20 protein-coding genes are annotated in these 23,174 nt (G+C 72.6%); 12 read left to right on the forward strand and 8 right to left on the reverse strand.

Annotated features, from left to right (window positions below):
- Nucleotides 1–31 precede the first annotated feature (31 nt).
- The 7 genes from ABZS69_RS06175 (at nt 32) to ABZS69_RS06205 (ending at nt 6,881) form a co-directional block, all read left to right on the forward strand.
- Nucleotides 32–1,735, forward strand: a complete 1,704-nt coding sequence (locus ABZS69_RS06175) for an alpha/beta hydrolase (protein WP_355367326.1) — start codon at nt 32–34, stop codon at nt 1,733–1,735.
- Entirely contained in the window at nt 1,732–2,652 is a 921-nt protein-coding gene (locus tag ABZS69_RS06180) for a DUF418 domain-containing protein (protein WP_355367329.1), read from the forward strand. Before ABZS69_RS06175 ends, ABZS69_RS06180 begins: the two co-directional genes overlap by 4 nt.
- Entirely contained in the window at nt 2,612–3,388 is a 777-nt protein-coding gene (locus ABZS69_RS06185; RefSeq protein ID WP_355367332.1) for a carbon-nitrogen hydrolase family protein, read from the forward strand. The genes ABZS69_RS06180 and ABZS69_RS06185 overlap by 41 nt, the downstream gene beginning before the upstream one ends.
- Nucleotides 3,389–3,414: 26 nt before the next feature.
- Complete coding sequence (locus ABZS69_RS06190; protein ID WP_355367335.1) at nt 3,415–3,861, forward strand: hypothetical protein; 447 nt, start codon at nt 3,415–3,417, stop codon at nt 3,859–3,861.
- Between the two features lie 129 nt (nt 3,862–3,990).
- The gene (locus ABZS69_RS06195; RefSeq protein ID WP_355367338.1) at nt 3,991–4,386 is read left to right on the forward strand and encodes a hypothetical protein; all 396 of its coding nucleotides are present in this window, start codon (nt 3,991–3,993) and stop codon (nt 4,384–4,386) included.
- Between the two features lie 33 nt (nt 4,387–4,419).
- Nucleotides 4,420–4,917: a sigma-70 family RNA polymerase sigma factor gene (locus ABZS69_RS06200; RefSeq protein WP_355367341.1), complete on the forward strand. Its 498-nt coding sequence runs from the start codon at nt 4,420–4,422 to the stop codon at nt 4,915–4,917.
- Nucleotides 4,914–6,881 carry a hypothetical protein gene (locus tag ABZS69_RS06205; protein ID WP_355367344.1) on the forward strand — a complete coding sequence of 656 codons (1,968 nt, stop codon included), beginning with the start codon at nt 4,914–4,916 and terminating at the stop codon, nt 6,879–6,881. The genes ABZS69_RS06200 and ABZS69_RS06205 overlap by 4 nt, the downstream gene beginning before the upstream one ends.
- Here ABZS69_RS06205 and ABZS69_RS06210 read toward each other — a convergent pair.
- Both ABZS69_RS06210 and ABZS69_RS06215 read right to left on the reverse strand, forming a co-directional pair.
- The gene (locus ABZS69_RS06210) at nt 6,878–8,362 is read right to left on the reverse strand and encodes a carboxyl transferase domain-containing protein (protein WP_355367347.1); all 1,485 of its coding nucleotides are present in this window, start codon (nt 8,360–8,362) and stop codon (nt 6,878–6,880) included. The two genes, ABZS69_RS06205 and ABZS69_RS06210, sit on opposite strands and share 4 nt — an antisense overlap.
- A gap of 74 nt (nt 8,363–8,436) precedes the next feature.
- On the reverse strand, nt 8,437–9,594 hold the full coding sequence (locus ABZS69_RS06215; protein ID WP_355367350.1) for a CoA transferase: 1,158 nt from the start codon (nt 9,592–9,594) through the stop codon (nt 8,437–8,439).
- Nucleotides 9,595–9,671: 77 nt separating this feature from the next.
- Between ABZS69_RS06215 and ABZS69_RS06220 the strand changes: the two genes are divergently transcribed.
- Nucleotides 9,672–10,205 (forward strand): hypothetical protein, encoded by a 534-nt coding sequence (locus ABZS69_RS06220; RefSeq protein ID WP_355367353.1) that lies wholly within the window; start codon nt 9,672–9,674, stop codon nt 10,203–10,205.
- A 75-nt stretch (nt 10,206–10,280) separates the two neighbouring features.
- Here the strand turns inward: ABZS69_RS06220 and ABZS69_RS06225 are convergent, their stop codons facing one another.
- Nucleotides 10,281–10,940 (reverse strand): histidine phosphatase family protein, encoded by a 660-nt coding sequence (locus ABZS69_RS06225; RefSeq protein ID WP_355367356.1) that lies wholly within the window; start codon nt 10,938–10,940, stop codon nt 10,281–10,283.
- Between the two features lie 71 nt (nt 10,941–11,011).
- Between ABZS69_RS06225 and ABZS69_RS06230 the strand changes: the two genes are divergently transcribed.
- Entirely contained in the window at nt 11,012–12,970 is a 1,959-nt protein-coding gene (locus ABZS69_RS06230; protein ID WP_355367359.1) for a hypothetical protein, read from the forward strand.
- On the opposite strand, the gene ABZS69_RS06235 is transcribed toward ABZS69_RS06230, so the two are convergent.
- From ABZS69_RS06235 to ABZS69_RS06255, 5 genes are read right to left on the reverse strand one after another with little or no spacing between them, the layout of a single operon-like run.
- A complete protein-coding gene (locus ABZS69_RS06235; RefSeq protein WP_355367362.1) occupies nt 12,955–14,973 on the reverse strand; it encodes a hypothetical protein in 2,019 nt (672 codons plus the stop codon). The two genes, ABZS69_RS06230 and ABZS69_RS06235, sit on opposite strands and share 16 nt — an antisense overlap.
- Before the next feature lie 57 nt (nt 14,974–15,030).
- Nucleotides 15,031–16,188 (reverse strand): DegT/DnrJ/EryC1/StrS family aminotransferase, encoded by a 1,158-nt coding sequence (locus ABZS69_RS06240; protein ID WP_355367365.1) that lies wholly within the window; start codon nt 16,186–16,188, stop codon nt 15,031–15,033.
- A 13-nt stretch (nt 16,189–16,201) separates the two neighbouring features.
- The gene (locus ABZS69_RS06245) at nt 16,202–16,915 is read right to left on the reverse strand and encodes an amidohydrolase family protein (protein ID WP_355367368.1); all 714 of its coding nucleotides are present in this window, start codon (nt 16,913–16,915) and stop codon (nt 16,202–16,204) included.
- Nucleotides 16,912–17,601: an amidohydrolase family protein gene (locus ABZS69_RS06250; RefSeq protein WP_355367371.1), complete on the reverse strand. Its 690-nt coding sequence runs from the start codon at nt 17,599–17,601 to the stop codon at nt 16,912–16,914. The genes ABZS69_RS06245 and ABZS69_RS06250 overlap by 4 nt, the downstream gene beginning before the upstream one ends.
- Nucleotides 17,602–17,620: 19 nt before the next feature.
- The gene (locus ABZS69_RS06255; RefSeq protein WP_355367374.1) at nt 17,621–19,591 is read right to left on the reverse strand and encodes a hypothetical protein; all 1,971 of its coding nucleotides are present in this window, start codon (nt 19,589–19,591) and stop codon (nt 17,621–17,623) included.
- Nucleotides 19,592–19,676: 85 nt separating this feature from the next.
- On the opposite strand from ABZS69_RS06255, the gene ABZS69_RS06260 reads away from it, so the two are divergent.
- From ABZS69_RS06260 to ABZS69_RS06270, 3 genes are read left to right on the forward strand one after another with little or no spacing between them, the layout of a single operon-like run.
- Nucleotides 19,677–20,450, forward strand: a complete 774-nt coding sequence (locus ABZS69_RS06260; protein WP_355367377.1) for a hypothetical protein — start codon at nt 19,677–19,679, stop codon at nt 20,448–20,450.
- Nucleotides 20,447–21,175 carry an amidohydrolase family protein gene (locus ABZS69_RS06265; RefSeq protein ID WP_355367380.1) on the forward strand — a complete coding sequence of 243 codons (729 nt, stop codon included), beginning with the start codon at nt 20,447–20,449 and terminating at the stop codon, nt 21,173–21,175. Before ABZS69_RS06260 ends, ABZS69_RS06265 begins: the two co-directional genes overlap by 4 nt.
- A 44-nt stretch (nt 21,176–21,219) precedes the next feature.
- Nucleotides 21,220–23,169 carry a hypothetical protein gene (locus ABZS69_RS06270; RefSeq protein ID WP_355367383.1) on the forward strand — a complete coding sequence of 650 codons (1,950 nt, stop codon included), beginning with the start codon at nt 21,220–21,222 and terminating at the stop codon, nt 23,167–23,169.
- Nucleotides 23,170–23,174: the final 5 nt, after the last annotated feature.

Consider the following 23,174-nt stretch of genomic DNA (forward strand, 5'->3'; position numbering starts at 1 on the left):
CGGTCCGGCGCCTTGTCGGTAGTCTCGTCCCGTGATCGTTCGGGTCTTACTCGCCCTCGCCTTGACCGCGCCCCCCACGGTGACGCCGGCGGACGCCGGCCCGAGTGCCTGCCCCGTCGCCATGCCACCCCGGACGACCTGCGCCTTTCTCGAGGTCCCCGAGCGCAGGGACGCGCCGGAGCGGAAGATCAAGGTGGGGTACTCCGTCCACGCCTCCACCGCCAAGGACCGCAAGCCCGACCCCGTCGTCTACATGAGCGGCGGCCCGGGGTCGGCGTCCATGCAGCTCACGGGCTTCCTGAGCCAGATGTTCCCCGACCGTGACGTGATCGCGGTGGAGCAGCGCGGCAGCAAGTACTCCGAGCCGGTCCTGGGGTGCCCCGAGACGGCCGAGGCGCTGCTCGGGCAGCTCCGGCGACCGCCCGCCGACCTCGGCGCGGCGGCCGTCCGCTGCCGCAAGAGGCTCCAGGAGCAGGGCGTCGACCTGCGGGGCTACAACACGAAGGAGATCGCGGCCGACGTCGTCGCGTTACGCGAGCAGCTGGGGTACGACTCCTGGAACCTGTTCGGCGTCAGCTACTCCACCAGGGTCATGATGGACGTCGCCGCCGCGGACCCGGAGGGCGTGCGGTCGGTGGTGCTGGACTCGTACCTGCCGGAGAGCGTCAACTGGTACGACGACGCCGACCGGAACCTGGCCGACACGGCGGCGCGGCTGAACATGAAGGACGCGTTCGAGGCCATGACGGCCCGGCTGAACGCCACGCCCGCGCAGGTGACGACGACCGACCCGCTGCTCGGCAAGGCGTTCACGGCGCGGATCAGCGGCGACGACGTGGCCACGATCATGGCGGAGGCGCTGCACGAGGCGGACTTCGCGGCGGTCGCGCCCGCCATGGTCGGCGCGCTCGCGAAGGGCCACGACGAGCTGCTGGGGGCGCTGGCCGACGCGGTGGGCGAGGGGCTGGTGTCGCACGAGTTCGGGCTGTATCACGCGGTGCAGTGCCAGGACGAGGTCCCGTTCAACACACACACCACAAAATCCCGACTTTTCACTGTAAATGGGGACAAGGCGGTGTGTGATGCTTGGCAGCTCCCCAAGTCCAAGCCCGTCAACGCCACCACCAAGGCCCCCGTGTACGTCGTGGGCGGCCAGTACGACCCCACCACCCCCACCAGGACCAGCAAGGCCGCGGCCGAGGCCATCCCCGGCGCCCGCTTCGAGGAGTTCCCCCGCGCCTCCCACGCCGTCTTCCTGACGAGCGCCTGCTCCCGCCGCAAGATCGTGGAGTTCCTCGACAGTCCGACGGGGAACCCGGCCGCGCCGTGCGCCGACGACGACACCGGGCAGCCGGGCGACCTGCACGTGACCGCCGCCCCGTACCAGGTCTCGAAGTCGCCCTGGCTGGCCGCGCCCTTCGCACTGTTCGCGCTCGTCTCCCTGATCCAGCTGGTCATGGCCGCGCTGAAGGGCCGGGCGCTGGCGGCGTTCGGCGGGCTGGCGGGCGTGGCCTTCGCCGGGCTGGTCGGGCAGTCCGTGTACGCCCTGGCCGAACGGAACGAGACCGCGCTGGCGGTCGGCGTGCCCGGCACGGCCGTCGCCTACACCTGGATCGCCGCCGCCGCGGTCGTGCTGACCGCCGCCGTGCTCCTGCGCGACCGGCGCTGGCCGCAGATCTCGGCGGCCGTCGTCGGCGCCGGATTCCTCGTATGGTGGTTGACCTGGTTCCTGTGACGCGCATCCGTGAGCTCGACGCCCTCCGTGGTTTCGCGGTGGGCGGCATCATGCTGGTCAACACCTGGCAGCACAACGCCAAGACCACGCGCAACGGCGTCGACCTGGTCATCGAGGGGCTGTTCCAGAGCCGGCTCTACCCGATCTTCTCGCTGCTGTTCGGCATCAGCTTCATGCTGTTCCTGCGGGGCAACAGCCGCTGGGCGCTGCTGAGCAGGCTGTTCTGGCTGTTCTGCCTCGGGCAGATCCAGCACACGTTCTACGACGGCGAGGTGCTGACCGACTACGCCGTCTACGGCGCGGCGGTGCTGCTGCCGGCCTCGTTCCTGACCGGCGGCCTGCCGGTGCTGCTGCTCGGGCTGGCGGGGCTGGCGTGGGGGCTCCAGGTGGGCGGCGGGTCGTGGCTGATCCCCGGCCTGTTCCTGGTCGGCATGGGGGTGTGGCGGCTGAGCCCGCCCAGGTCGCTGCTGCTGCCCTCGTTCGTGGTCAGTGCGCTGGCCGCCGCGCTGCTGACGGCCGCGTGGGTGAGCGACGGCGGGTGGATCCTCTACAGCACGGCCGCGCTGGCGGGCGCGGCGGCGTACGCGCTGGGGCTGCTGCTCGCGCTGCGGCCGTGGCTGGCGGCGGTGCTGGAGCCGCTGGGCAGGATGGCGCTGACGAACTACGTCATGGGCACCGTCGTGATCGTCCTGGCCACCCCGCTGCTGAACACCGACCCGACGCGCTGGTCGGTGGTGGCGCTGGCGGCGGTGACCGTGGCCGCGCAGGTGCTGTTCAGCAGGTGGTGGCTGGCCAGATTCAGGTACGGGCCGCTTGAGTGGATCTGGCGGTGCCTGACCTGGTTTCGAGTGGTGCCCAACCGGTTAGAGTCCGGCCGTGACCGAAATCGCCCTCTGCCAGATCCCGGTGTCTCCTGACCCGTCCACGAACCTCAAACGTGCCCAGGAGGCGCTCGCCAGGGCCGAGGGGGCCGACCTGGCGATCTTCCCCGAGGCCACGCTCACCCGCTACGGCCGGCGCATCACGGACCTGGCCGAGCCGCTGGACGGGCCGTTCGTGTCGGGCCTGGCGGAGGCGGCCAGGGAGCGCGGGCTGCCGGTGATCGCCGGGGTCTTCGAGGCGGGCGACGGCCGCGTGCGCAACACGGCCGTGGCCATCGACGCCCAGGGCGCGGTGCGGGCGGCGTACCGGAAGATCCACCTGTTCGACTCGTTCGGCGCGAAGGAGTCCGACCTGGTCGCACCCGGCGCGGAGCCGACCGTGGTGGAGCTCGCGGGGCTCAGGATCGGCCTCATCACCTGCTACGACGTGCGTTTCCCCGAGCTGGCCAGGGCGCTCGTGGACAAGGGCGCCGAGCTGTTCGCGGTGATCGCCGCATGGGGCTCCGGGCCGCTCAAGGAGGACCACTGGGTCACCCTGGTCAGGGCCCGCGCGCTGGAGAACACGATGTGGACGGCCGCCGTCGGCCAGGCGCCCAATCCGGCCGAGTCGTCCGACGGATACGGCGTGGGCCGCAGCATGCTGGTCGATCCCCTGGGCGTGATCCGCGCCGACCTGGGCACCGCGCCCGGCGTGCAGATCGTGCGGGTTGATCACGAATGGACGACGACGGCCAGGGAGACCCTGCCGTGCCTCCAACACCGGGTTCTCTGAGGTTCAACCGATCGTAAAGTAGTACCGTGAGCGGAACGCAGATGCAGAAGGTTGTCCCGCCGCGTCTGCTCGTGCCATACCTGTCGGGCAAACGCACGGTGATCTCGGGTTATGTTTACCGCGTGCAGGACTGCGTCAGGCTGACCACGCCTGAGTCGCTTTATCACGGGCTCGACCTGTCCTATGACGGATCCGAGCTGTTCGGCGAGGTGCCCGAGCTCTACGTGATGCGCTGGTACGCCCGCGACGTCGACACCTACGCGGTCCCGTACGGGCCCCATATGGGTGGCGACTGGAGCGACGCGCCGCCGTTCGCCGGCAACGGTTTCACAACATCGTCGGATCACGTGGTGCCGCAGTTCCACACCGTTCCGATGCCGATCCCGGCCGGGGCGGAGATCATCCACGTCACCGCCGACGGCGAGCGGCCCTTCGCCGAGTACGACGGCCTGACCTGGCGGCCCACGGCATGAGCGAGCGACCCATCAACGACAGCCGACTCTCGCTCGGGCGATCGATCAAGGAGGGTGCATGAGCGAGAGCATCGAGCGATTCAATGGACACAGCCGAGTCTCGCTCAGGCACCCGACGGAGGAGGGCGCATGAGCGAGGAGATCATGCCGGTCGCCTCCGGCTTCGTGGCGCGCTTGGACGGTCGCACGCTGCCCGCCGCCCTGGGCCCCGACAACGGCCAGGTGGTGCTGTTCAGCGAAGTGGAGCTGGACGGGTTCGACCCCGCCTCGGGCTACTGGCGCAAGGTGGTGGCCAGGTCCCAGCTGGAGTGGCTCGTGCTGATCCGCACGGTGGGGGCGTTCGGCGGCGAGCCGTGCATCGTGATCGACGAGGACGAGGACGGGCTGCACATCGCCTACACGGGCCACAGCGGGATGAAGGCGGAGGCGCTGGGCTACTGGCTGGTCGACCACGGCGCCTACGAGGTCGTGGTGCCCCGCGAGGAGGTCTTCTCGATCCGCGTCGAACGGATTCCGGTCCCCTAGTCAACCTGCCGCCGTTCCGGGTGTCTCTATGAGGTGACCGAAACAGCGACCATGGCGCAGCCGTCGTTCGCCGACTTGTTCGCGGCCCAGTACCACTCCCTGGTACGCCTGGCCGGGCTGCTCGGCGCGGACGACCCTGAGGACATCGCCCAGGAGGCGTTCGCCCGGCTGCACACAAGGCGGTTGCGCGACGACGGGGCCGCCCTGGCCTACCTGCGTGCGACCGTCTGCAACCTGACGCGCAACCGCCTGCGCCACCTCAACCTCGTCCGGCTGCGCCGCCCCGACCCTCCAGAACCGGCGCGCAGCAGCGAGCACGCCGTGCTCGTCTCCGAGGAGCACCGCGAGCTGCTGGCCGCCGTGGACCGGCTGCCGCGCCGCCAGCGCGAGGCGCTGGTCCTGCGTTACTGGCTGGATCTGTCGGAGCGCGAGATCGCCGACGCCATGGGCGTCTCGCCCGGATCGGTGAAGACCCACGCGAGCCGGGCCCTGGCGGCCCTGGGCAGGGCGCTGACGGAGGAGGACGCGTGAACGACCTGGAAGAGCGCCTGCGCGCCGCATTCACCGCCCGCGCCCAGACCTACGAGCCCGACCCGCACGCCTGGGCGCGCATCACGGAGCGCCGGCCGCGGCGCCGGCAGGCCCGGTGGCTGCTGGCCGCGCTGCCCGTGGCGCTGCTGACGGTGTTCGTTCCTGTCCTGCTCAACGGGGGCCTGGGCAGGAACACCGCGATCGACCCGACCGGGATCCACCAGCAGCTCATGAAGGAGCGCACGCCCCTCGGCAAGGAGGCGGTCGTCGACAACCCCTCCGAAGGCAAGCCGCTGCGGATCTGGTTCGCCAGGGGGAAGCTGGGCTATCCGGAGATCTGCTACATCGTCGAGCGGGCCGCCGGCGAGCCGTACGGGGCCTGCGTCGACGCCGTCGCGTGGCAGCACGTGGACGCCTGGTACGTCGGCAGCACGGTGCGCGACGGCGCGGCGACCGCGATGGACTGGGGGCTGGCCCGCCAGGACGTGGGCGCGGTGGCCGGGGTCACGAAGGGCGGGCAGGAGTTCCCCGGCACGGTGCGGAGCTTGGCCGGCGCCCCGTACCGGCTGTGGACCGTGACGTATCCGTCCCAGGAGCCCATGTCCAGGATCCGGATCTCGGACGTCAAGGGCAAGGATCTCGGGTGGTGGTCCCGCGACGGCCTGGCCGCGCCGAGCGGGCAGCCCATGAGCGCGCCCATGGAGCTGTCCCAGGGCATCTCCGTCCGGCCGTACCGGACGCCCCGGGCGAAGGGCGGGACGCTGCTGACGTGGTCGCGCCACGGCGCCGAACTCGGCTCGCAGACGCCCGGCGAGGCGGACGCGGCGGTGACGATCAGCCCCCAGAAGGACGTGATCGTCGGCTTCGCCCGCCGGGACGTCGCCAGGATCGAGGTCACGTTCGACAGCGGGCGCACGGCGAGCGTCGCGACCAGGCCCGACCCCTGGAACCTGGGCATCGCGCTGTTCGGCGCCGCGAGCCCGTCCGACGACCCGGCCGAGGGCCGCCGCGTCGCCGCCTATGACGCGGCGGGCAAGCAGGTCTGGCAGCATGACGAGCCGGCCCCCGAGGAGCTGTACGAGACCGACAAGGTGGCCGGCGAGGTGATGACCCTCCCGGGCACCGAAGGCTCCGGCCGGCCGGTACGCATGTGGTTCAGGCAGGGCGAAGGGGACCCGTTCTGCTTCTCCGGCGGGCCCGGGCCGAACCACTGGGGTGTCACCAGCTGCCTCTTCGGCGCCCTGCCGAGCTCCGACCCCGTCCGGCAGGCGACCACCTACCTGCCGGACCCCGGCGCGGACATCTACTTCGGCCCGGCCCGCGAGGACTGGGAGTCGGCGGACGCGGTCCTCTCCGACGGTCAGCGGGTCCGTGCCTCGTTCCTGCGCGGGAAGGACACTCCGCGCCGGGTGTGGCACGTCAGCGTTCCGCTGGGCGCCGAGGTCGGCGGCTTCATCGTGAAGATGAAGGGCAAGCCGGACAAGCAGCTCCCGAATTACGACAAGGGCTGCGTGCGACGGGCCGCGTCGTCCGAGGCCGCCCCCCAGACCCTGCCGGCGGGCGTCACGGCTCTCGTCACGCCCTCGTGCACGACCTTCTGGGAGAACGGCGAGGTGGCGGGGGCGTTGCCGGGCCCGCTGCCGGGCGCGCGGCTCGGCGACCTGCTGGACGCCGAGCAGCCGGTCCGGTGGGCCATCGGCAAGAAGGCCTGGTACGGCTACGCGCCCGCGGGCACCGCCAAGGTGGAGCTCCGCGCGAAGGGCGGCACCGCAACGGCCGAGGCCGTCCCGGACGCCTGGGAGCAGAACGTGACGCTGTTCGCGGCCCCCGCTCTGAAGGGAGCCGACGAGACCGCCTCCCTCACGGGCTACGACGCGGGCGGCAAGGTGCTGTGGCGGTACGAGCCTCCCCGGTACCCCACGCCGAAGGTCACGGTGACGGTCACGCCGGCCCCTCGCTCCTAACCGAGGTTGCGGAAGCGGGCCCGGCGGGCCGCGAAACGGTCGGCCGGGCTCAGCTCCAGCAGGTTCGCGATCTCGTACTCCAGCGCCCGCCCCACCCGCTCGCAGAACTGCCTCGGCTCGTACGCGGCGTCGGGCACCTCCGGGATGACCCGGTCCACGATGCCGTCGCGGCGCAGGTCGGTGGCGCGGATGTGCTGGGCCTGGGCGATCTCCGGCGCGAAGTCCACCGACCGGTAGAGGATGGCCGAGGCGCCCTCGGGCGGCAGCGGCGACAGCCAGGCGTGCTGGGCGCAGAGCACCCGGTCGGCCGGCAGCAGCGCCAGCGCCGCCCCGCCCGCCCCCTCGCCGAGCAGCAGGCACACGGTCGGCGCGTCGAGCATGACCAGCTCGGCCAGGCAGCGGGCGATCTCGGCGGCCAGCCCGCCCTCCTCCGCCGCCTTCGACAGGTCGGCGCCGGCCGTGTCGATGACGGTGATCAGCGGCAGGCCCAGCTCGGCCGCCAGCCGCATGCCCCGCCTGGCCACCCTGAGCCCGGCCGGGCCGAGCGGCGAGTTGGCCCGCTGGACCCGCCGGTCCTGGCCGAGCACCACCGCCGGCGCCGTGCCGAACCTGGCCAGCGCGAGCAGCAGCCCCGGCTCGTTCTCGCCCTCCCCGCTGCCGCTGAGCGGGGTCACGTCGGTGGCGGCGAGCTTGAGCAGCGTACGCACGCCGGGCCGGTCGTCGCGGCGCGAGCGGGTGATCGCCTCCCACGCCTCCACCGGGCGCAGGTCCTCCTCCGGCGGCGTGCCCGCCACCACCCGGGACCTGTCGTCGGCGAGCACGCCGAGCGCCCTGATCGCGATCTCCCGCGCCTCCTGGGCCGGCACCACCGCGTCGATCAGGCCCTTGCGGTGGAGGTTCTCGGAGACCTGCACGCCTTCGGGGAACGGGTAGCCGTGCAGCGACTCGAACACCCGCGGCCCCATGAACCCGATCAGCGCCCCCGGCTCGGCCGCCGTGACGTGCCCGAGCGACCCCCACGACGCGAACACCCCGCCCGTCGTCGGATGCCGCAGGTAGACCAGGTAGGGCAGGCCCTCGCTCCGGTGCAGTTGGATGGCGGCGGTGATCTTCACCATCTGGACGAAGGCGAGCGCGCCCTCCTGCATCCGCGTGCCGCCCGACGCGGGCGCGGCCAGCAGCGGCAGCCGCTCGCGGGTGGCCCGCTCGACGGCGGCCGTGAACCGCTCGGCCGACGCCACCCCGATCGAGCCCGCCATGAACGAGAACTCGCACACCACGACGGCCACCCTGCGTCCGCCGAGCAGCCCCTCGCCGGTGACGACCGCCTCGTCGTAGCCGGACTTGACCCGGGCCGCGGCCAGCTCGTCTGCGTAGGGGGAGCCGGGCTGCGCGGGGTCGGCGGGCGGCGCGTCCCACGACTTCCACGACCCCGGATCGAGGATCGTGTCAATCAGTGTGCGCGCGTCCGGACGGCTCACTATCGCTCCCTAGATGTCGGCCAGCGTTGCAATGTTGACGCACGAGGCGACCGTCCGGTGCCGCGAAATGCGGATCATCGTTCACGGTCTTCGAGCCAGGCGAGGACGGCGTCGCCGTCCTGGCCGAGAGCGGGCGGCGCGGTGTGCTCGAACCCCTCCAGCCCGTCGAAGCGCAACGGCGGCCCGGGCAGCTCGATCGTGCCCAGCACCGGGTGCTCCACCGTGACGACCAGCCCCTGCGAGCGGGTCTGGTCCCAGGCGTAGACCTCGTCGAGCGTCCTGATCGCGCCCGCGGGCACGCCCTCCTCGCCCAGCCTGGCCAGCCAGTGGGCGCGGTCGTGGGCGGCCAGGGCCTTCTCCATCTCCGCGATCAGCTCGTCCCGGTGCGCGAACCTGTCCCGGTTCGTGGCGTATTTCGCGGCGTCGGGGTCGATGCCGAGGAGCGTGGCGACCTTCTTCCACTGGCCGTCGTTGGCCGCGGCGATCTGCAGCATGCCGTCGGCGCAGCGGAAGGCTCCGTAAGGGGCGATGGAGGCGTGGTGGTTGCCGCCGGCGACCGGCACCTTGCCGCCGACCGTCCAGGCGGTGCCGTGGTAGGCGTGGACGCCGGTGATCGCGGCCAGCAGCGAGGTGCGCACGACGCGGCCCTTGCCGGTGCGCTCGCGCTCGTAGAGGGCGCCGGCGACGCCGTACGCGCCGTGGATGCCGGCGAGCAGGTCGGCGATGGACGCGCCGACGCGGTAGGGCTCGTCGGGCGACGGGCCGGTCAGCGACATCAGGCCCGCCTCGCCCTGGGCGATCTGGTCGTAGCCGGGCCGGCCGCCCTCCGGGCCGTCGTGGCCGAAGCCGGTGATCGACAGGATGACCAGGCGGGGGTTGAGCTCGTGGAGGCGCTCGACGGAGAAGCCCAGGCGGTCGAGCACGCCGGTGCGGAAGTTCTCGATGAGGACGTCGCTCTGGCGTACGAGGCGCTCGATGAGCCTCTTGCCGTCGGCGGACTTGAGGTCGACGGCGATGGACTGCTTGTTGCGGTTGGCTGCCAGGAAATAAGTCGAAATTTCGTGATCCGGCCCGACGAACGGCGGTCCCCATCCGCGCGACTCGTCACCCCCGTCCGGATGTTCCACCTTGATCACCCGTGCGCCCAGGTCACCCAGCATCTGCGCCGCGTGCGGCCCGGCCAGGGCCCTGGACAAGTCGAGCACGACGATGTCACCGAGGGGTCCGAGCAAGATCAACCTCCTACTTGCATTCGGGGCGAAAGAACATTCTCTCAGTTGCCCATACCACCCCCTCTACCCTGGGTCAGGTGAATCACCTGGCCGATCGCATCACGAGCCGGCCGCCTTCGTGCGGCCCCGTCCGGCTGGTCGCCGTGGACGGCCCGGCGGGGGCGGGCAAGACGACGTTCGCGGGGCGGCTGGGGGCGGCGCTCGGGTGCCAGGTGATCCACAGCGACGACTTCCCCGTGCCATGGGAGGAGGGGCCGGGCGGCTGGTTCCACACGCTGGAGTCGCAGGTGCTGGTCCGGCTCCGCGACGGCCTGCCCGGGGGTTTCCGCAGGTACGACTGGGTGCGCAGCGAGTACGCCGAGCACGTGGCGGTCCCGCTCGCGCCGGCCCTGATCGTCGAGGGCGTCGGCACGGCCCGCGCCTCGATCGCCCGCCTGCTGGCGTTCACCGTCTGGGTGGACGCCCCGAGGGCGCTGCGCTTCGCCCGGGTCATGGAGCGCGACGGGGCCGAGCTGGAGCCGCGGTGGCTGGAGTGGTTCGCGGCCGAGGACAAGTGGTTCGCCGAGGACCGGACCCGGGACCGGGCCGACCTGATCGTCGAGACCGGCTGAGGATCCGTCGAGGCCGGCCGAAGCTCCGTCGGGACCGTGCCGAAGGTCCGCGGACGGGCGACGTCGCCGGACCGGCTAGAGGTGGCCGACGTCGTTGAAGCGGACGAGCCCGGAGTGGTCCCAGACGGAGACGGAGGCGTTCAGCACCGGCGCGAACTCCAGGACGGCGGCCAGGTCCGCGTCCGGGCCGCCCGTGAGGACGTGCCGCAGGCCCAGCACCACCGAGTCATGCGCGACGATCAGCACCCGCCGCCCGGCCGCGTGCTCGCGCAGGTCGGCGAGGAGGTCACGGAGCCGGACCACGACGTCGGCCAGGGACTCGCCGTCCGGCGGCCGGAAGGCGTAGGCGCCCTCGGCCTCCCGCCGCGCCATCTCCTCGGGGAACCGCTGCCTGATCGCCGCCAGGTTGTAGCGCGCGAACGCCCCCGATTCCTGGTCCCGGAGCCGCGCGTCCACGGTGACCGGGAGCGCCCCGGCGCCCCACGCCTCCAGGGCCACCCGCCACGTGTCGAGCGCCCGGAGGTAGGGCGAGCACCACACCACCTCTGGGGTCTCGGCGGCGGGCAGGCCCGCCAGTGACCGCCCGAACGCGGCGGCCTGCGCCCGGCCCAGGTCCGTCAGCGTGACCTCGTCGTCGCCGCGCTCGTAGACCAGCGGCGCCGACCCGGCCTCCCGGTGGGCCCGGTTGGCCTCGCTCTCCCCGTGCCGCACCGCCATGATCCGCGTCGGTCCCATCCGGCCATCTTGCCACGGAGCCATTCGGCGAATTACGGTCAAGCCCGTTATATAGATCCGGGAGGTCGTACGTGCGCACCATCCTCGCAACGCTCCTCGTTGCCTTATCCCTCTCCACTCCGGCCCAGGCCGAATCCGCCGCAGCCCCACCCACCGGCTGCGGCTTCCAGAACCTCGGCACGCTCCCGCTGACCGGCGCCACCACCGCGGGCACCGCGCTGGACGCCCGCCACCCGCAGGGCCCGCGCGTCTACTCGGTCACCTCCAGCGCCTCCGGCCCGGCGCTGCTCGGGATCAGGGACGCCCGCGACGGCCGCCTCATCGGCGAGCGGCCACTCCCGCTCGCGCTCGGCTCCTGGGCCGTCACCGTCGCCCCCGACCACTCGGTGTACGTCGGCAGCTACAACGCCACCGCCGGGGCGATGGGCCGCCTCTTCCGCTACACCCCGTCCACCGACCAGGTGAGCGAGCTCGGCATCCCGATCGCGACCGAGACCTTCGTCTGGAGCGTGGCCGCGAGCCCGGACGGCTCGGCCGTCTACGGCGGCACCTCGCCCACGGGCAAGCTCTTCCGCTACGACACCGCGACCGGCGCCTACACCGACCTGGGCAGCCCCGTCCCTGGCGACCAGTACGTCAGGGACCTGGCCGTCGCCGAGGACGGCACCGTGTACGCCGGCGTCGGCGCGAGCAGCATGAAGGTCGCCGTGCTCACCCCCGGCGGCACGGTCGAGCGGGTGATCGACCCGCCCGTCGAGGGCAGCGGCTACGCCTACGACGTGGACGTGGCCGGCCGCTACCTGCTGGTCCGCTTCGTCACCTCCATGGGCGCCAACCCCATGGGCGTGTACGACCTGCGCAAGCGCGCGTGGAAGGACGTCGTGGAGGACGTCGACAACCTCACCGTCGGCGGCGGCAGGCGCGGCCACGACCTCTACCTGTTCCAGCACGACGAGCTCGTGAAGTACGACCTCAGGACCCGCAAGATCACCAGGCTGGGCTTCACCGGGTACGGCGAGGGCGCGGCCCGCCCGCTCGGCTGGCTCGGCCACACCCTCGTCGGCACCAGCTCCACCGGCCGCATCTGGCAGTTCGACCGCAGGACCGGCCAGGGCCGGCTGCTCGACGGCACGCTGACCGGCCAGCCCGTCTCCATCCGCTCCCTCGGCACGGGCCCCGACGGCCGCGTCTACGCGGGCGGCTTCTTCACCGGCGGCCTGGCCGCCTACGACCCCGCCACGGGCGAGGCCCAGAACTGGCCGGACGTCGGCCAGAGCGAGGGCATCGTCACCCACAAGGGCAAGCTCTACCTGGGCGTCTACCCTGGCGCCCGGATCTACGAGTTCGACGGGACCGCGCCCAGGCTCCTGCTCGACCTCGGCGGCCAGGAGCAGGACCGGCCCTTCGCGATGATCTCGGCGGGCGACTGGCTGGCGTTCGGCACGGTGCCCAAGGCCGGCACCCACGGCGGGGCGCTCGGCCTGCTCGACCCCGCCACCGGGCGCACCGTGATCAGGAGGGACATCGTCCCCGGTCACAGCATCATCGGCCTGGCCTATCGCGACGGGGTCGTGTACGGCGCCACCTCGGCCTTCGGCGGCACCAGCACTCCGCGGGGCGATGCCGTGGCGTTCGCGTACGACATCGCCACGGACTCGCTCAAGTGGCAGTCCACCCCCGTCCCCGGTGACCTGGCGCTCGGCTCGATCGCCTTCGACGGCGCCGGGCGGCTGTGGGGGCTGACCCCGGACACCCTGTTCGAGCTGGACCCGGCCACCGGGCAGACCGTCAGGAGCGTGCGGCACCAGACCTACCCCTGGTCCAGCGCCACGCAGGTCTGGCTGGACACCAACCTCGTCTTCCACAAGGGCTACCTGTGGGGCAAGGTGCAGGGCAAGGCGTACCGGATCGATCCGGGGACGATGGCGCTCGCGCTCATCGCCCGCCCGATCTCCAACCTGATCCTCGGCCCCGACGGCCACCTCTACCTGTCACGCTTCGAGAACTTCTACACCTACCGCGCCTGCTGACCCGTCAGCCGGAACAGTCGCGGCCCCTCGGCGAAGTAGACGTCCCCGGACCCGTGCACCGCGAGCTGGTGCACGGGTCCCTGCCGCAGCACGGTGTGCCGCCCGGTCCGCGGGTCGAGGGAGAAGACCTCCTGGCCGGCGTGCGCGCCGTACAGGACGTGGCCGCGCCGGTCGTACGCGAGCTGCCCGCTCGCGCTCGCGCTGCCCGACAGCGTGACGCGCTGGATCACCTTGCGGGCGGCCGGGCTGACCGCGAACACCTCGCCGCCCGCGATCCCCCACAGCCTGCCCCGGTCGTCGAACGTCAGCGCCGGGACGGCGGGCTTGCCCGGCGCGGGGACGATCTCCCACAGCAGCCGGTTCTGCTTCACCGACCACGCGAACAGCTTGGCCTCCGGCTGCGTCGGCGGCGTGGCCGACTGGCCGCTGTAGATGGAGGTCCCGCCGTAGAGCACGCCGTCGCGGTAGGCGAGCGAGACGATGCTCTGGTCCTGGACGACGTTGCGCTGGGCGTGCTTGAGCGTCCCGGTCCGCGGGTCCCACACGGCGAGCACGCCGCCGAGCTGGCCGAGGTCGGGCATGGTGCCCGCGGCGAGGTAGCGGCCGGCCGACACCAGCGCCCGCGGCCTGATCTGCTTGTCGGCGGCGAAGTCGAACAGCCGCGCCGGGTTCGGCGCCGGTCCTGGCTCGGGGCTGGGCGAGTACTCGGTGCTGTTCCACGGCAGCGCCGGGTCGTAGGCGTAGACCCTGGCCTCGGGATAGGCGCCGACGTAGAGCTTGCCGTCGTGGGCGATCATGTCCTCGCTCTGGGAGAACGTGTGGAATTCGGCCCGCTTGCCGGTCTTCGGGTCGAGGGCGGCGAAGCCGCCGTTGAGGAAGCCGCCGGCGTACATGCGGCCGTCGGGACCCTCCGCGAGCGCCGTCACGTCGATGGGCTCCCCCTTGACCGCCGTCTGCACGAACGACTTCGCGCCGGTCTGCGGGTTGTAGCGGAACATCAGCCCGCGCCAGAGCAGGCCGACGACGCTCTTGCCCGGATAGTCCGGCAGGCCCAGCTCGGCCCAGCCGATGCCGCGCGTGTTGGCCACCCGCCCGGTGAAGGGCAGCCCGGTCGGCGTCGTGGCCTGGGTACGGGGGTCGTAGCGGACCAGCTCGCCGCTCTTGACCAGGTAGACCGTGCCGTCGGCGGCCGGGGGCGAGACGTCCAGCCCGTGTACGGCGTCGAGCGCGCCGGTCCACTTGCCGGCGGCGATGTCCCAGACGTGCAGCGGGCCCGGGCTGGCGCCGCCGTAGCGGACGTAGAGGAAGCCGTCCGCGGCGTTGACGTCGTAGGCCCACTTGCCCGCCGGGTCGAGGCCGTCGGGCGTGGGGAGCTGCCTGGTCGCGCCCGAGGCGGCGTCGATCTCGAAGACCGCGGCCGGGGCCTCGGTGCCCGCGTAGATCTTCCCCGCGGCGTAGGCGACGCTGCGCACGTAGGCGTGGGCGGGCGAGAGCTTGCCGTAGTCGCGCACGCCGGTCGCGGGGTCGTAGGCGAACAGGCGGCCGCCCGGGGAGGTGCCGCCGTAGACGGTGGCGCCCTCGCCCGCGGCCACGGACCAGATGAAGTTCTCCGAGGGCAGGGGCCGGCCGAGGTCCTGGACGCCGCCCTGGTCCGTCCAGCGGTAGAGGCGGCCGTCGCCGTACGTGCCCACGTACACGCTGCCGTCCTGGGCCGCGTCCACGGCCCAGGAGCCGCCGGCGCCCGGCAGGTCGTACCTGGCCACCTCGGCACCGGTGACGGGGTCGACGGCGTTGAGGTGGGCGGGGGTGCCCGAGGACGCGCCCCACAGCACGGTCCGCCCACCGGGGCCCGGCGCCACCGTGCCACCGATCAGCAGCACGTCCTCCAAGGGGACGCCGAGATCCTCCACGTGGGGCGCCGCCGCGACCGCGGGGGCGGCGGCGCCGAGCGCGACGAGTGCGGCCGCCATGCCGCACGCCAGCATGCGCTTAATTAAGGTCATGACCGAAACCTAAGATGAGCTTGGTTTCGCCGTCAATGACCAATTACGGCCAAGGAACTAATTGGCGAGCACCTTCGCGAGGGCCTCGGCGATGTCGCCGGCCGCCTCCGGGGCGTCCATGAGCATGGCCTGGCGTACCCACACCACGGTCCTGGCGGCCTCCTCCGCGACCGGGCAGGGCTCGGCGCGGGCGCCCTCGGCGGTGAGCGCGGCCATCGTGCCGAGCGGCGGGTAGCCGGCGTCGAGCGGCACCCCCTCCGCGGCCATGGCGGCCACCACGAACTCCCGGTCCACCTCCGCGTCGAGGCGCAGCATGACCAGGTGGCGCGAGTCCCGCGTGGTGCCCTCCGGCCGCGGCACCACGGTCACCCCGGGGACGTGGGCCAGCTCGCGCTCCAGGGCTGCGCAGAAGGCGTTCCTGCGGTCGATCTCCTCGTCGAGGCGGTCGAGCCAGGGCAGCAGGAGTGCCGCCTGGATCTCGGTCAGGCGCAGGTTCCAGCCGACGGACGGGTGGCCGTACCAGCGTCCGCCGGGCGCGCGGCCGACGTTGCAGGCCGACCAGACGCGGTCGTGCACGGCCTGGTCGCGGCAGACGATCAGGCCGCCCTCGCCGGCGGTCATCGCCTTGCTCGCCTGGAAGCTGTAGACGCCGGCGTCGCCCAGGCCGCCCACGGGGCGGTCCCGGTACGTGGCTCCGTGCGCCTGGGCGGCGTCCTCGACGACCGCGAGGCCGTGGCGGGCGGCCAGGTCGTTGATCGGGTCCATGGCGGCGGGGCTGCCCGCCAGGTGCACGGGCATGATCGCCGCGGTCCGGCCGGTCACGGCGTCCCGCACGGCCGCCGGGGACAGGTGCAGGTCCGCCGGGTCCACGTCGGCGACGACGGGGACGGCGCCGGCCAGCAGCACGGCGGTGGCCGAGGCCACGAACGTGTACGCCGGGACGATCACCTCGTCCCCCTTGCCCACGCCCAGGCCGCGGAGCGCGGCGAACAGGCCGAGCGTGGCGTTGCCCACCGCGACGCCGTACGGGACGCCGGAGCGGCGGGCGAACGCGCCGGTCAGGTCGGCCACCACGCCTCCGCCCTGGGTGGCTCCCCACAGGCCGCTCTCGAGCACCTTGGTGACGAGCTCGCGCTGGGCGGGGTCGAGGGGCGGCGGCCAGGCGGGCCAGGGGGCCGAGCGGACCGGCGTGCCGCCGTGGATGGCGAGCGTCACTTGAGACGTCCCTTCACGAGATGCCGAGCAGGCGGGCCAGGTTGGCGCCCTGGATGAGGGCGCGGTCGGTGTCGGTGAGCGGGGCCAGGGCGACGCGGCCGTAACCGGTGCGCAGATCGAGGAAGCAGGCGTCCGAGCCGAACAGCACCCGCTCGGCCCCCGCCAGCGCGGCCAGCCGGGCGATCCACCGGCCGGTCATCCTCGATCCGCACGTCTCCAGGTAGACGTTCGGGCGGTCGGCCACGAGCCGGGCCGCGCGGCCGAACCCGTACGACCAGAGCCCGGTGTGCCCCATGATCAGCGGCACGTGCGGATGCCGGGCGGCCACGGCGGCGAACTGGGCGGGGTCGCTCCAGGGCGAGTCCGTCTGGCCGTGCGCGAGGACCGGCAGGCCGAGCCGCCAGACCGGCTCGTACAGGGGGTCGTCCAGGCGGCACTGGTGCACGTCGGGGTGGAGTTTGACCCCCCACACGCCGTCGCGGGCGAGCGGGGTGCGGTGGTGCGGGTTGTAGACCTGCCAGACCCCGAACCTGCCGGGGAACCGTTCGGCGATCTCCATGGCCAGCTCGTTGCCGCGCGCCGCGTCCGGGCCGACGGCGAGCAGGTGGCTGATGCCCATCGCGGTGACGCCGATCCGGTCCATCGCGGCCAGGAGGTGTTCGGCGGTGGGGTGGGGGATGAGGAAGTCGGGCCAGGTGCCGACGTGGCCGTGCGCGTCGAGGATCACAGCAGCGCCTCCAGCGTCCCGGCGGCGATCCGCTCGACGTCCTCCGGGGGCAGGTCGAGGTGGTCGAGCAGGAAGCGGGGGCCGCAGTCGTCGGACACCGGCGCGCCCGTGCCGAACACCAGCCGCTCGGCCCCGAACAGCCCCGCCAGCCATTCGACGCCGCCCTGGGTGTTGACGGTGCCGATCTCGGCCCGCACGTTCGGCGCCTCGGCCATCAGCTCGGCCAGCGCCCGCAGCCGGCGGTAGCCGGGGTTGAGGACGAGCACCGGCAGCTTGGGCAGGCGCTCGGTCAGGTGGCGGAGCTGGGCGGGCGAGGTCTCGTCGAGGTCGATCGCGACGGGGAGCCCGATCTCGGCCAGCCACCGCAGGGCCCACGGTCCCGTGAGGTCGAAGCGGTGGCGTTCCGGGCAGAGCCTGATCATCCGTACGCCCCACGCCGCCACCTCCTCCGGCCCGTCCGGCTCCCCGGCCCCCGGCACCACGACGGGCACGGGGATGAGCCGGGGGTCGTCGAGCGCGAGCAGCGCCTCGTTGCCCGCCTTCGGGTCGGAGTAGAGGCTGAGCGTGTGGGTGACGCAGGCCAGGCCGATGCCCAGCCGGTCCATCTCGTCCCGGGGGTCCGTCGGCAGGTCGTCGAACGGCACGGGACCGATGAGCCGGTGGGCGTCGATCACATATTTCGGCACAGACCGAAACCTAGCGAGATTACAGAGTGACGGTCAAGGCCGGGCAGCGCGGGTCGAGCCGGATCCTGGCCAGGTCCCGGCCCACGAGCGCCCACGCCCGCCAGGAGCCGGGCTCGAAGTGAAGCTGCGGGTTGGTGTACCAGTCGTCGCCGAGCCCGGTGGCCAGCAGCTTGGCCTCGACGCCCAGCTCGTAGGCGTTCCCGCCGCCGAAGAACGTGGACGCGAACACCTTGCCCCGGTGCACGGTCAGCTCGCCGTACCCGGAGAGCTTGCCCTGCCGCACCACTGCCTTGGTCGCCAGGTCCATGGCGATCCAGGTGCCCGAGTCGCGCTTGTAGACGCCGTACAGCAGCCCGTCGTGCACCTTGACGTCCTGGAACGTACGGTGTCCCGGCATCGGGTCCACCTGCCAGAGCACCTTGCGGGCACGCAGGTCGAAGGCGGCCACGGACGCGGACGTCTTCACCGGCGGGGTGCCGCCACCGCCGAGCACGTCGCCGCCCAGGTAGACGACGCCGCCCCGGGGGTCGACCGACAGGCTCATGAGGCTCTGGTCGGGGATGACGCCCTCGTAGACGTCGATGCGGCCGGTGTGGGGGTCGATCACGGACAGGGCGCCGTTCAGCTTGGCGCCGAGCGGGGCGCTGGCGACCACGAGCTTGCCGGTGGCGGGGTCGTACTCGATGTCCCAGGGGCGCTGCTGGCCGTGTCCCAGGTAGGCGACGCTACGCACCCGGTCCGTACGCAGGTCGACGGAGACGATCTGCCCGCTCGGGTACATGGCGGCGTAGATCTTGTCGCCCTTCAGCACGAGGTCCTTCGGCTCGCCGGGCATCCGGAACCTGCGCTTCTCCCCCGTGCGCAGGTCGCGCACCTCCATGGAGAAGTGGCCGCCGATGTAGACGGCGCGGTTCGGCACCAGGAGCATGCTCTGGGGCCGCTCCGGGCCGCTGGGCAGACCGGCGTCGATCAGGTCCACGAACTCCGACCTGCCCGTGCGCAGGTCCAGCCACCACATGCCGCCGCTGCCCGAGAAGCCGAGCATCGTGTTGTCGTCGAGCCGCTGCAGCCGCCTGGTCTCGTCGCCGGGGGACGGCGGTTCGGCGACCTTGGTGAACGAGGTCTCGCCCGCGCGGTAGCGGTGGACGGCGCCGTCGGGCCTGGAGGTCGCGTAGACGGTGTCGCCCGCGCCCTCCGTGCTCAGCATGTCGATCGTGCCGCCGGCCAGGGTCGCCCGGCGCTCGTCCGTGCCGTCCGAGCGGATGTCGACCAGCGTGTCGCCGGCGGCGGCCAGCACCCGGTCGCCCTGCAGGGCGATGGCGCCGACGCCGGCCGGAGTGGCGGCCAGCTCCTTCACCGTGCCGTCCGCCCGGGTGATCCGGACGAGCTTGGCCTTGTCGAGCAGGCCCGCGTAGACGTAGGTGGCGTCGGCGGCGACCGCGCGCACGTACCGCTCGCCCTGGGCCAGCACGCCGAAGTCGCGCACCGCACCCGTGGCCGGCACGTACTCCCGGACCCGGCCGTCCGGGTAGGTGCCCACGTAGAGGGTGCCGTCGGGCGCGGCGGCCAGGCTCCAGACGAAGCCGCCGTTCTTCCCGAACGACGCCAGGCGCTCCACCGCGCCCGTGGCCGGGTCGAAGCTGTAGAGGTCGGGCACCGGGTAGGTGCCGACGTAGATCTTGCCGCCGGACACGGCCGTGGCCCAGGCGCCCTCCGGCTCGCCGGCGGCCGGGCCGTCGGGCAGGGTGACGCTCCTGACGACCTTCCTGGTGGCCAGGTCGATGTCGGCGAGCACGGGCGGCTTCAGGCCGCGGGTCACCACGTAGGCGTGCCCGTCGAGCACGGTGGCGCCCACGATGGCGCCGGTGACCGACGCGGGGCCGAACCGCTCCACCGCCGGGGCGTCGCAGGACGCCGCCGCCTGAGCGACCGGGCCGGTGAGGAGCGCAGGTAAGAGCGCCGACAGAATGACCAGGAGGGATCGGAGCATGGGCGCACCTCACGTTCATTGCTGAGCAATTATGGGCCAGACCGTAACTTTATAAGCACAGTTCGTCAATGGCATGATGTGCGGCATGGCGATTGAGGATGGGTCCGCAATTCCGTTCGACGCGTGGCGGCTGGTGGGCGGGCTGGAGGTGGCGCTGGACGTGGACGTGCTGTTCGGGGCCTACCCGGACCGCGACGGCCCGCCCGGCGCCCCGGAGCCGGTGCTGCGGCTGCTGGGCGAGCACCGGATCAGGGCGGCGGCGGTGGCGGGCCTGCGGGCCGCGCTGTTCGACGTGCGCTCGGGCAACGACGAGCTGATCGCGCAGGCGGGCCCTGAGGTCGTCCCCGTCGGGGCCGTGGACCTGCGCGACCCGATCGGCGCCTCGCGCGAGCTGGACCGGCTGGCGGGCGAGGGCGTCGGGGCGGTCCGGCTGTTCCCCGACGAGCAGGGCGTCGAGGCGGGCTTCCCGTCCGTCAGGCACGTCGCGCGCCATGCGGCGCGGCTCGGACTGGTGGTGCTCACCGGCGGTGACGTGCGCAGGTTCTGGCAGCCCTTCGCGGGGCTCGGGGCCGACGTGGTCTTCCTCGACACGCACTTCTACCACCTGGGCGACTTCCTGGTGGCGGCCGCGGACGAGCCCGGCTTCCACACCTCCACCCGCCTGCTCAACTCCCCCGACGCGCTGGAGCTCGCCGCCGCCGAACTCGGCGTGGGCCGCCTCCTGTACGGCTCCCGCGCCCCCCACTACGAACCGCTCGTCCCCCTCCTGCGCCTGGCCACCAGCGGCCTGAAGCCGGAGGAGATCGCCGCCGTGGCGGGCGGCAACGCGCAGAGGCTCCTGAGGAGGCCGCAGTCATGATCATCGACGTGCACGCCCACTGGGGCCCGTGGTTCTTCACCATGGACGTGGCCGAGGCCAACCTCGCCACCATGGACCGCTACGGCATCGACCGGGCGATCGTCTCGGCCACCGAGGCCGTCATCTACGACGCCGCCGCCGGCAACCGCGCCCTGGCCGCCTACCTGGAGACGCAGGACCGCCTGCTCGGCTACGTCACGGTCAACCCGCGCCGGCTGCGCGAGGCGGAGGCGGACCTGGCGGCGTACCTGCCGGGCGGCCGGTTCGTCGGCGTGAAGATCCATACCGACTACACGGGCTCGCCGGTCGGCTCCGCGCGGCTGCGCGAGGCGCTCACGCTGGTGGCCGCGACCGGGCGGCCCGCGCTCGTGCACACCTGGGGCACGTCCGTGCTCGCCCTGGCGGAGGTCTGCCGGGACATCCCCGACCTGCGGGTGATCGCCGGGCACATGGGCGCCGACGGGTTCAGGTACGCCATCGAGGCCGCGAACGCCTGCGACCGCCTCTACCTGGAGCCCTGCTGGTCGCACTTCCCCGCCGGGCGCATCGCGGAGGTGGTCGCGGCCGTGGACCCGGCGCAGCTCCTGTTCGGCACGGACGCGACGCTGATCGACCCGTCGTCGGCGTTCGGGGCGGTCGCGGCGGCTGGCCTCACCGGCGCGACGGCCGAGCGGATCGCCTGGCGCAACGCCGCGGCGCTCTTCTCTCTGGACATTACGGCCTAGCCCGTTATAGCGTGCGGGCCAAACTTCACCAAGGGAGCCCGCGCATGATCCCCCGCCGTCGTTTCCTTCAGGCGGCCGCCGCGACCACGGCGGCCGCCACGTTCACGGCCACGCCAGCCCGTGCAGCCACCCACGAGAAAGCCCAGCCCGAGGGCACGGTCACCGACATGGGGCCGGCGAGCGTCGCCAGCCCGCTGGGCAACGGCGAGTTCGTCGGCGGGGTGCTCTACGCCGGCTCGCGCGGCCTGTCGCCCAACGTGGTCGGCGCGTTCGACCTCGCCCAGGATTCGGTCACGACCCATTTCGACATCCCGACGGGGGTGGGCATCTGGGCGATGTGCAAGGTCGGCACCGACGTCTACGTCGGCACCCACGCGAGATCCGACCTGTACAAGATCGACACCATCGCCGGCCAGGTCACCAAGGTCGCCGAATACCCCGACCACTACATCTGGACCATGGCCTCCTCCCCCGACGGCAAGGTCTACCTGGGCACATCGGAGCCCGGCCGCGTCTGGGAGTACGACCCGGCCACAGGCACGAGCCGCGACCTGGGCCAGCCCGCCCCCGGCGAGGCGTACGTCCGCAGCATCCAGGCCGACGACGCCTACGTCTACGCCGGGATCGGCGCCCACGCCCACCTGATCGCGATCGACCGCAGGACCGGCGAGAAGCGCGACCTCCTGCCGTCCGCCGTGGCCGACCGCGACTGGGTCTCCAGCATGTCGATGTCGGAGACCCACCTGGCCGGCGGCATGAACTCGCTGGCCGAGCTGGTCGTGCTGGAGAAGGCCGCGCCGCAGAACCACAAGGTCGTCAAGGCCACCGCCGCCGGCGAGAAGTACATCGTCGCGGTCCTGATCCACGACGGGTACGTCTACTTCGCCGGCCGCCCCTCCGGCACGTTCTACCGCTACCACCTGGCCACGGAGAAGCTGGAGGTGCTCGGCGTCCCCTATTTCGAGGCGCTGACCCACCGCATCCTGGCCCACGAGGGCCGGATCTACGGCATCCAGGACAGCGCGGTCTTCGTCTACGACCCGGCGACCGGCTCGCTCGACTACGTCAACCTCGTGCAGCGCGGCTTCAAGGCGGCTCCCGAGGAGCCGATGTCCGTGCACTCCGACGGGCGGCGCGTCTACGTCGGCGGCAAGGGCGGCGCGGACGTCCACGACCTCGCGACCGGCAAGGTGACCCGGCTGGGCATCTCGGGCGAACCGAAGACGCTGCTCACCGTCGGCGACACCACCTACCTGGGCGTCTACACCCAGGCGGCCCTGTACACGCACCGCCGCGGGAAGACCGAGGCCGACCTGATCGCCCGCACCGGCAACCAGCAGGACCGCCCGCGCGACCTCGCCTACGACGTCACGACGGGCCTGATCGTCATGCCCACCCAGCCGGAGCCCGGCCACATGAACGGCGCGCTCTCGCTGTACTCGCCCCGGACCGGAAAGTACGAGACGTACCGGCCGGCGGTGGAGCGCCAGACCGTCTACTCGGTCGTCGCCCGGGACGGCGTCGCCTACCTGGGCACCCTGATCCAGGAGGGCCTCGGCCTGCCGCCGGTCACGACGACCGCCCGCCTGGCCGCGTTCGACCTGCGCACGCGCAAGCTGCTCTGGGAGATGGAACCGCTCCCCGCCACCCGCATGATCTCCTCGCTCGCCCTCGGCGGGAACGGCACCCTGTACGGCATGGCGAGCGGGGGCGAGGTGTTCGAGTTCGACCTGCGGCACAGGAAGGTCACCAGGACGATCAAGGTCGGGACGAAGGGCGGCGAGCTGTTCGTCACCGGCCGGGTGGCGTACTGCACGGACGGCGGCTCGATCTACAAGATCGACCTGGCCGCGTTCACCGCGAAGCCCATCGTGGAGGGGCTGGCCGGGCAGTGGTTCGGCGGCGAGCCCAAGCTGGCGCTCGACCCCTCCCGCCGGGCCCTGTACGCGGTGCGCGCCCGCAATCTCGTCCGGGTGGCCATCGCGGGCCGCTGATTCAC

The organism is Nonomuraea sp. NPDC005650, from assembly GCF_040605375.1.
GTDB lineage: Bacteria > Actinomycetota > Actinomycetes > Streptosporangiales > Streptosporangiaceae > Nonomuraea.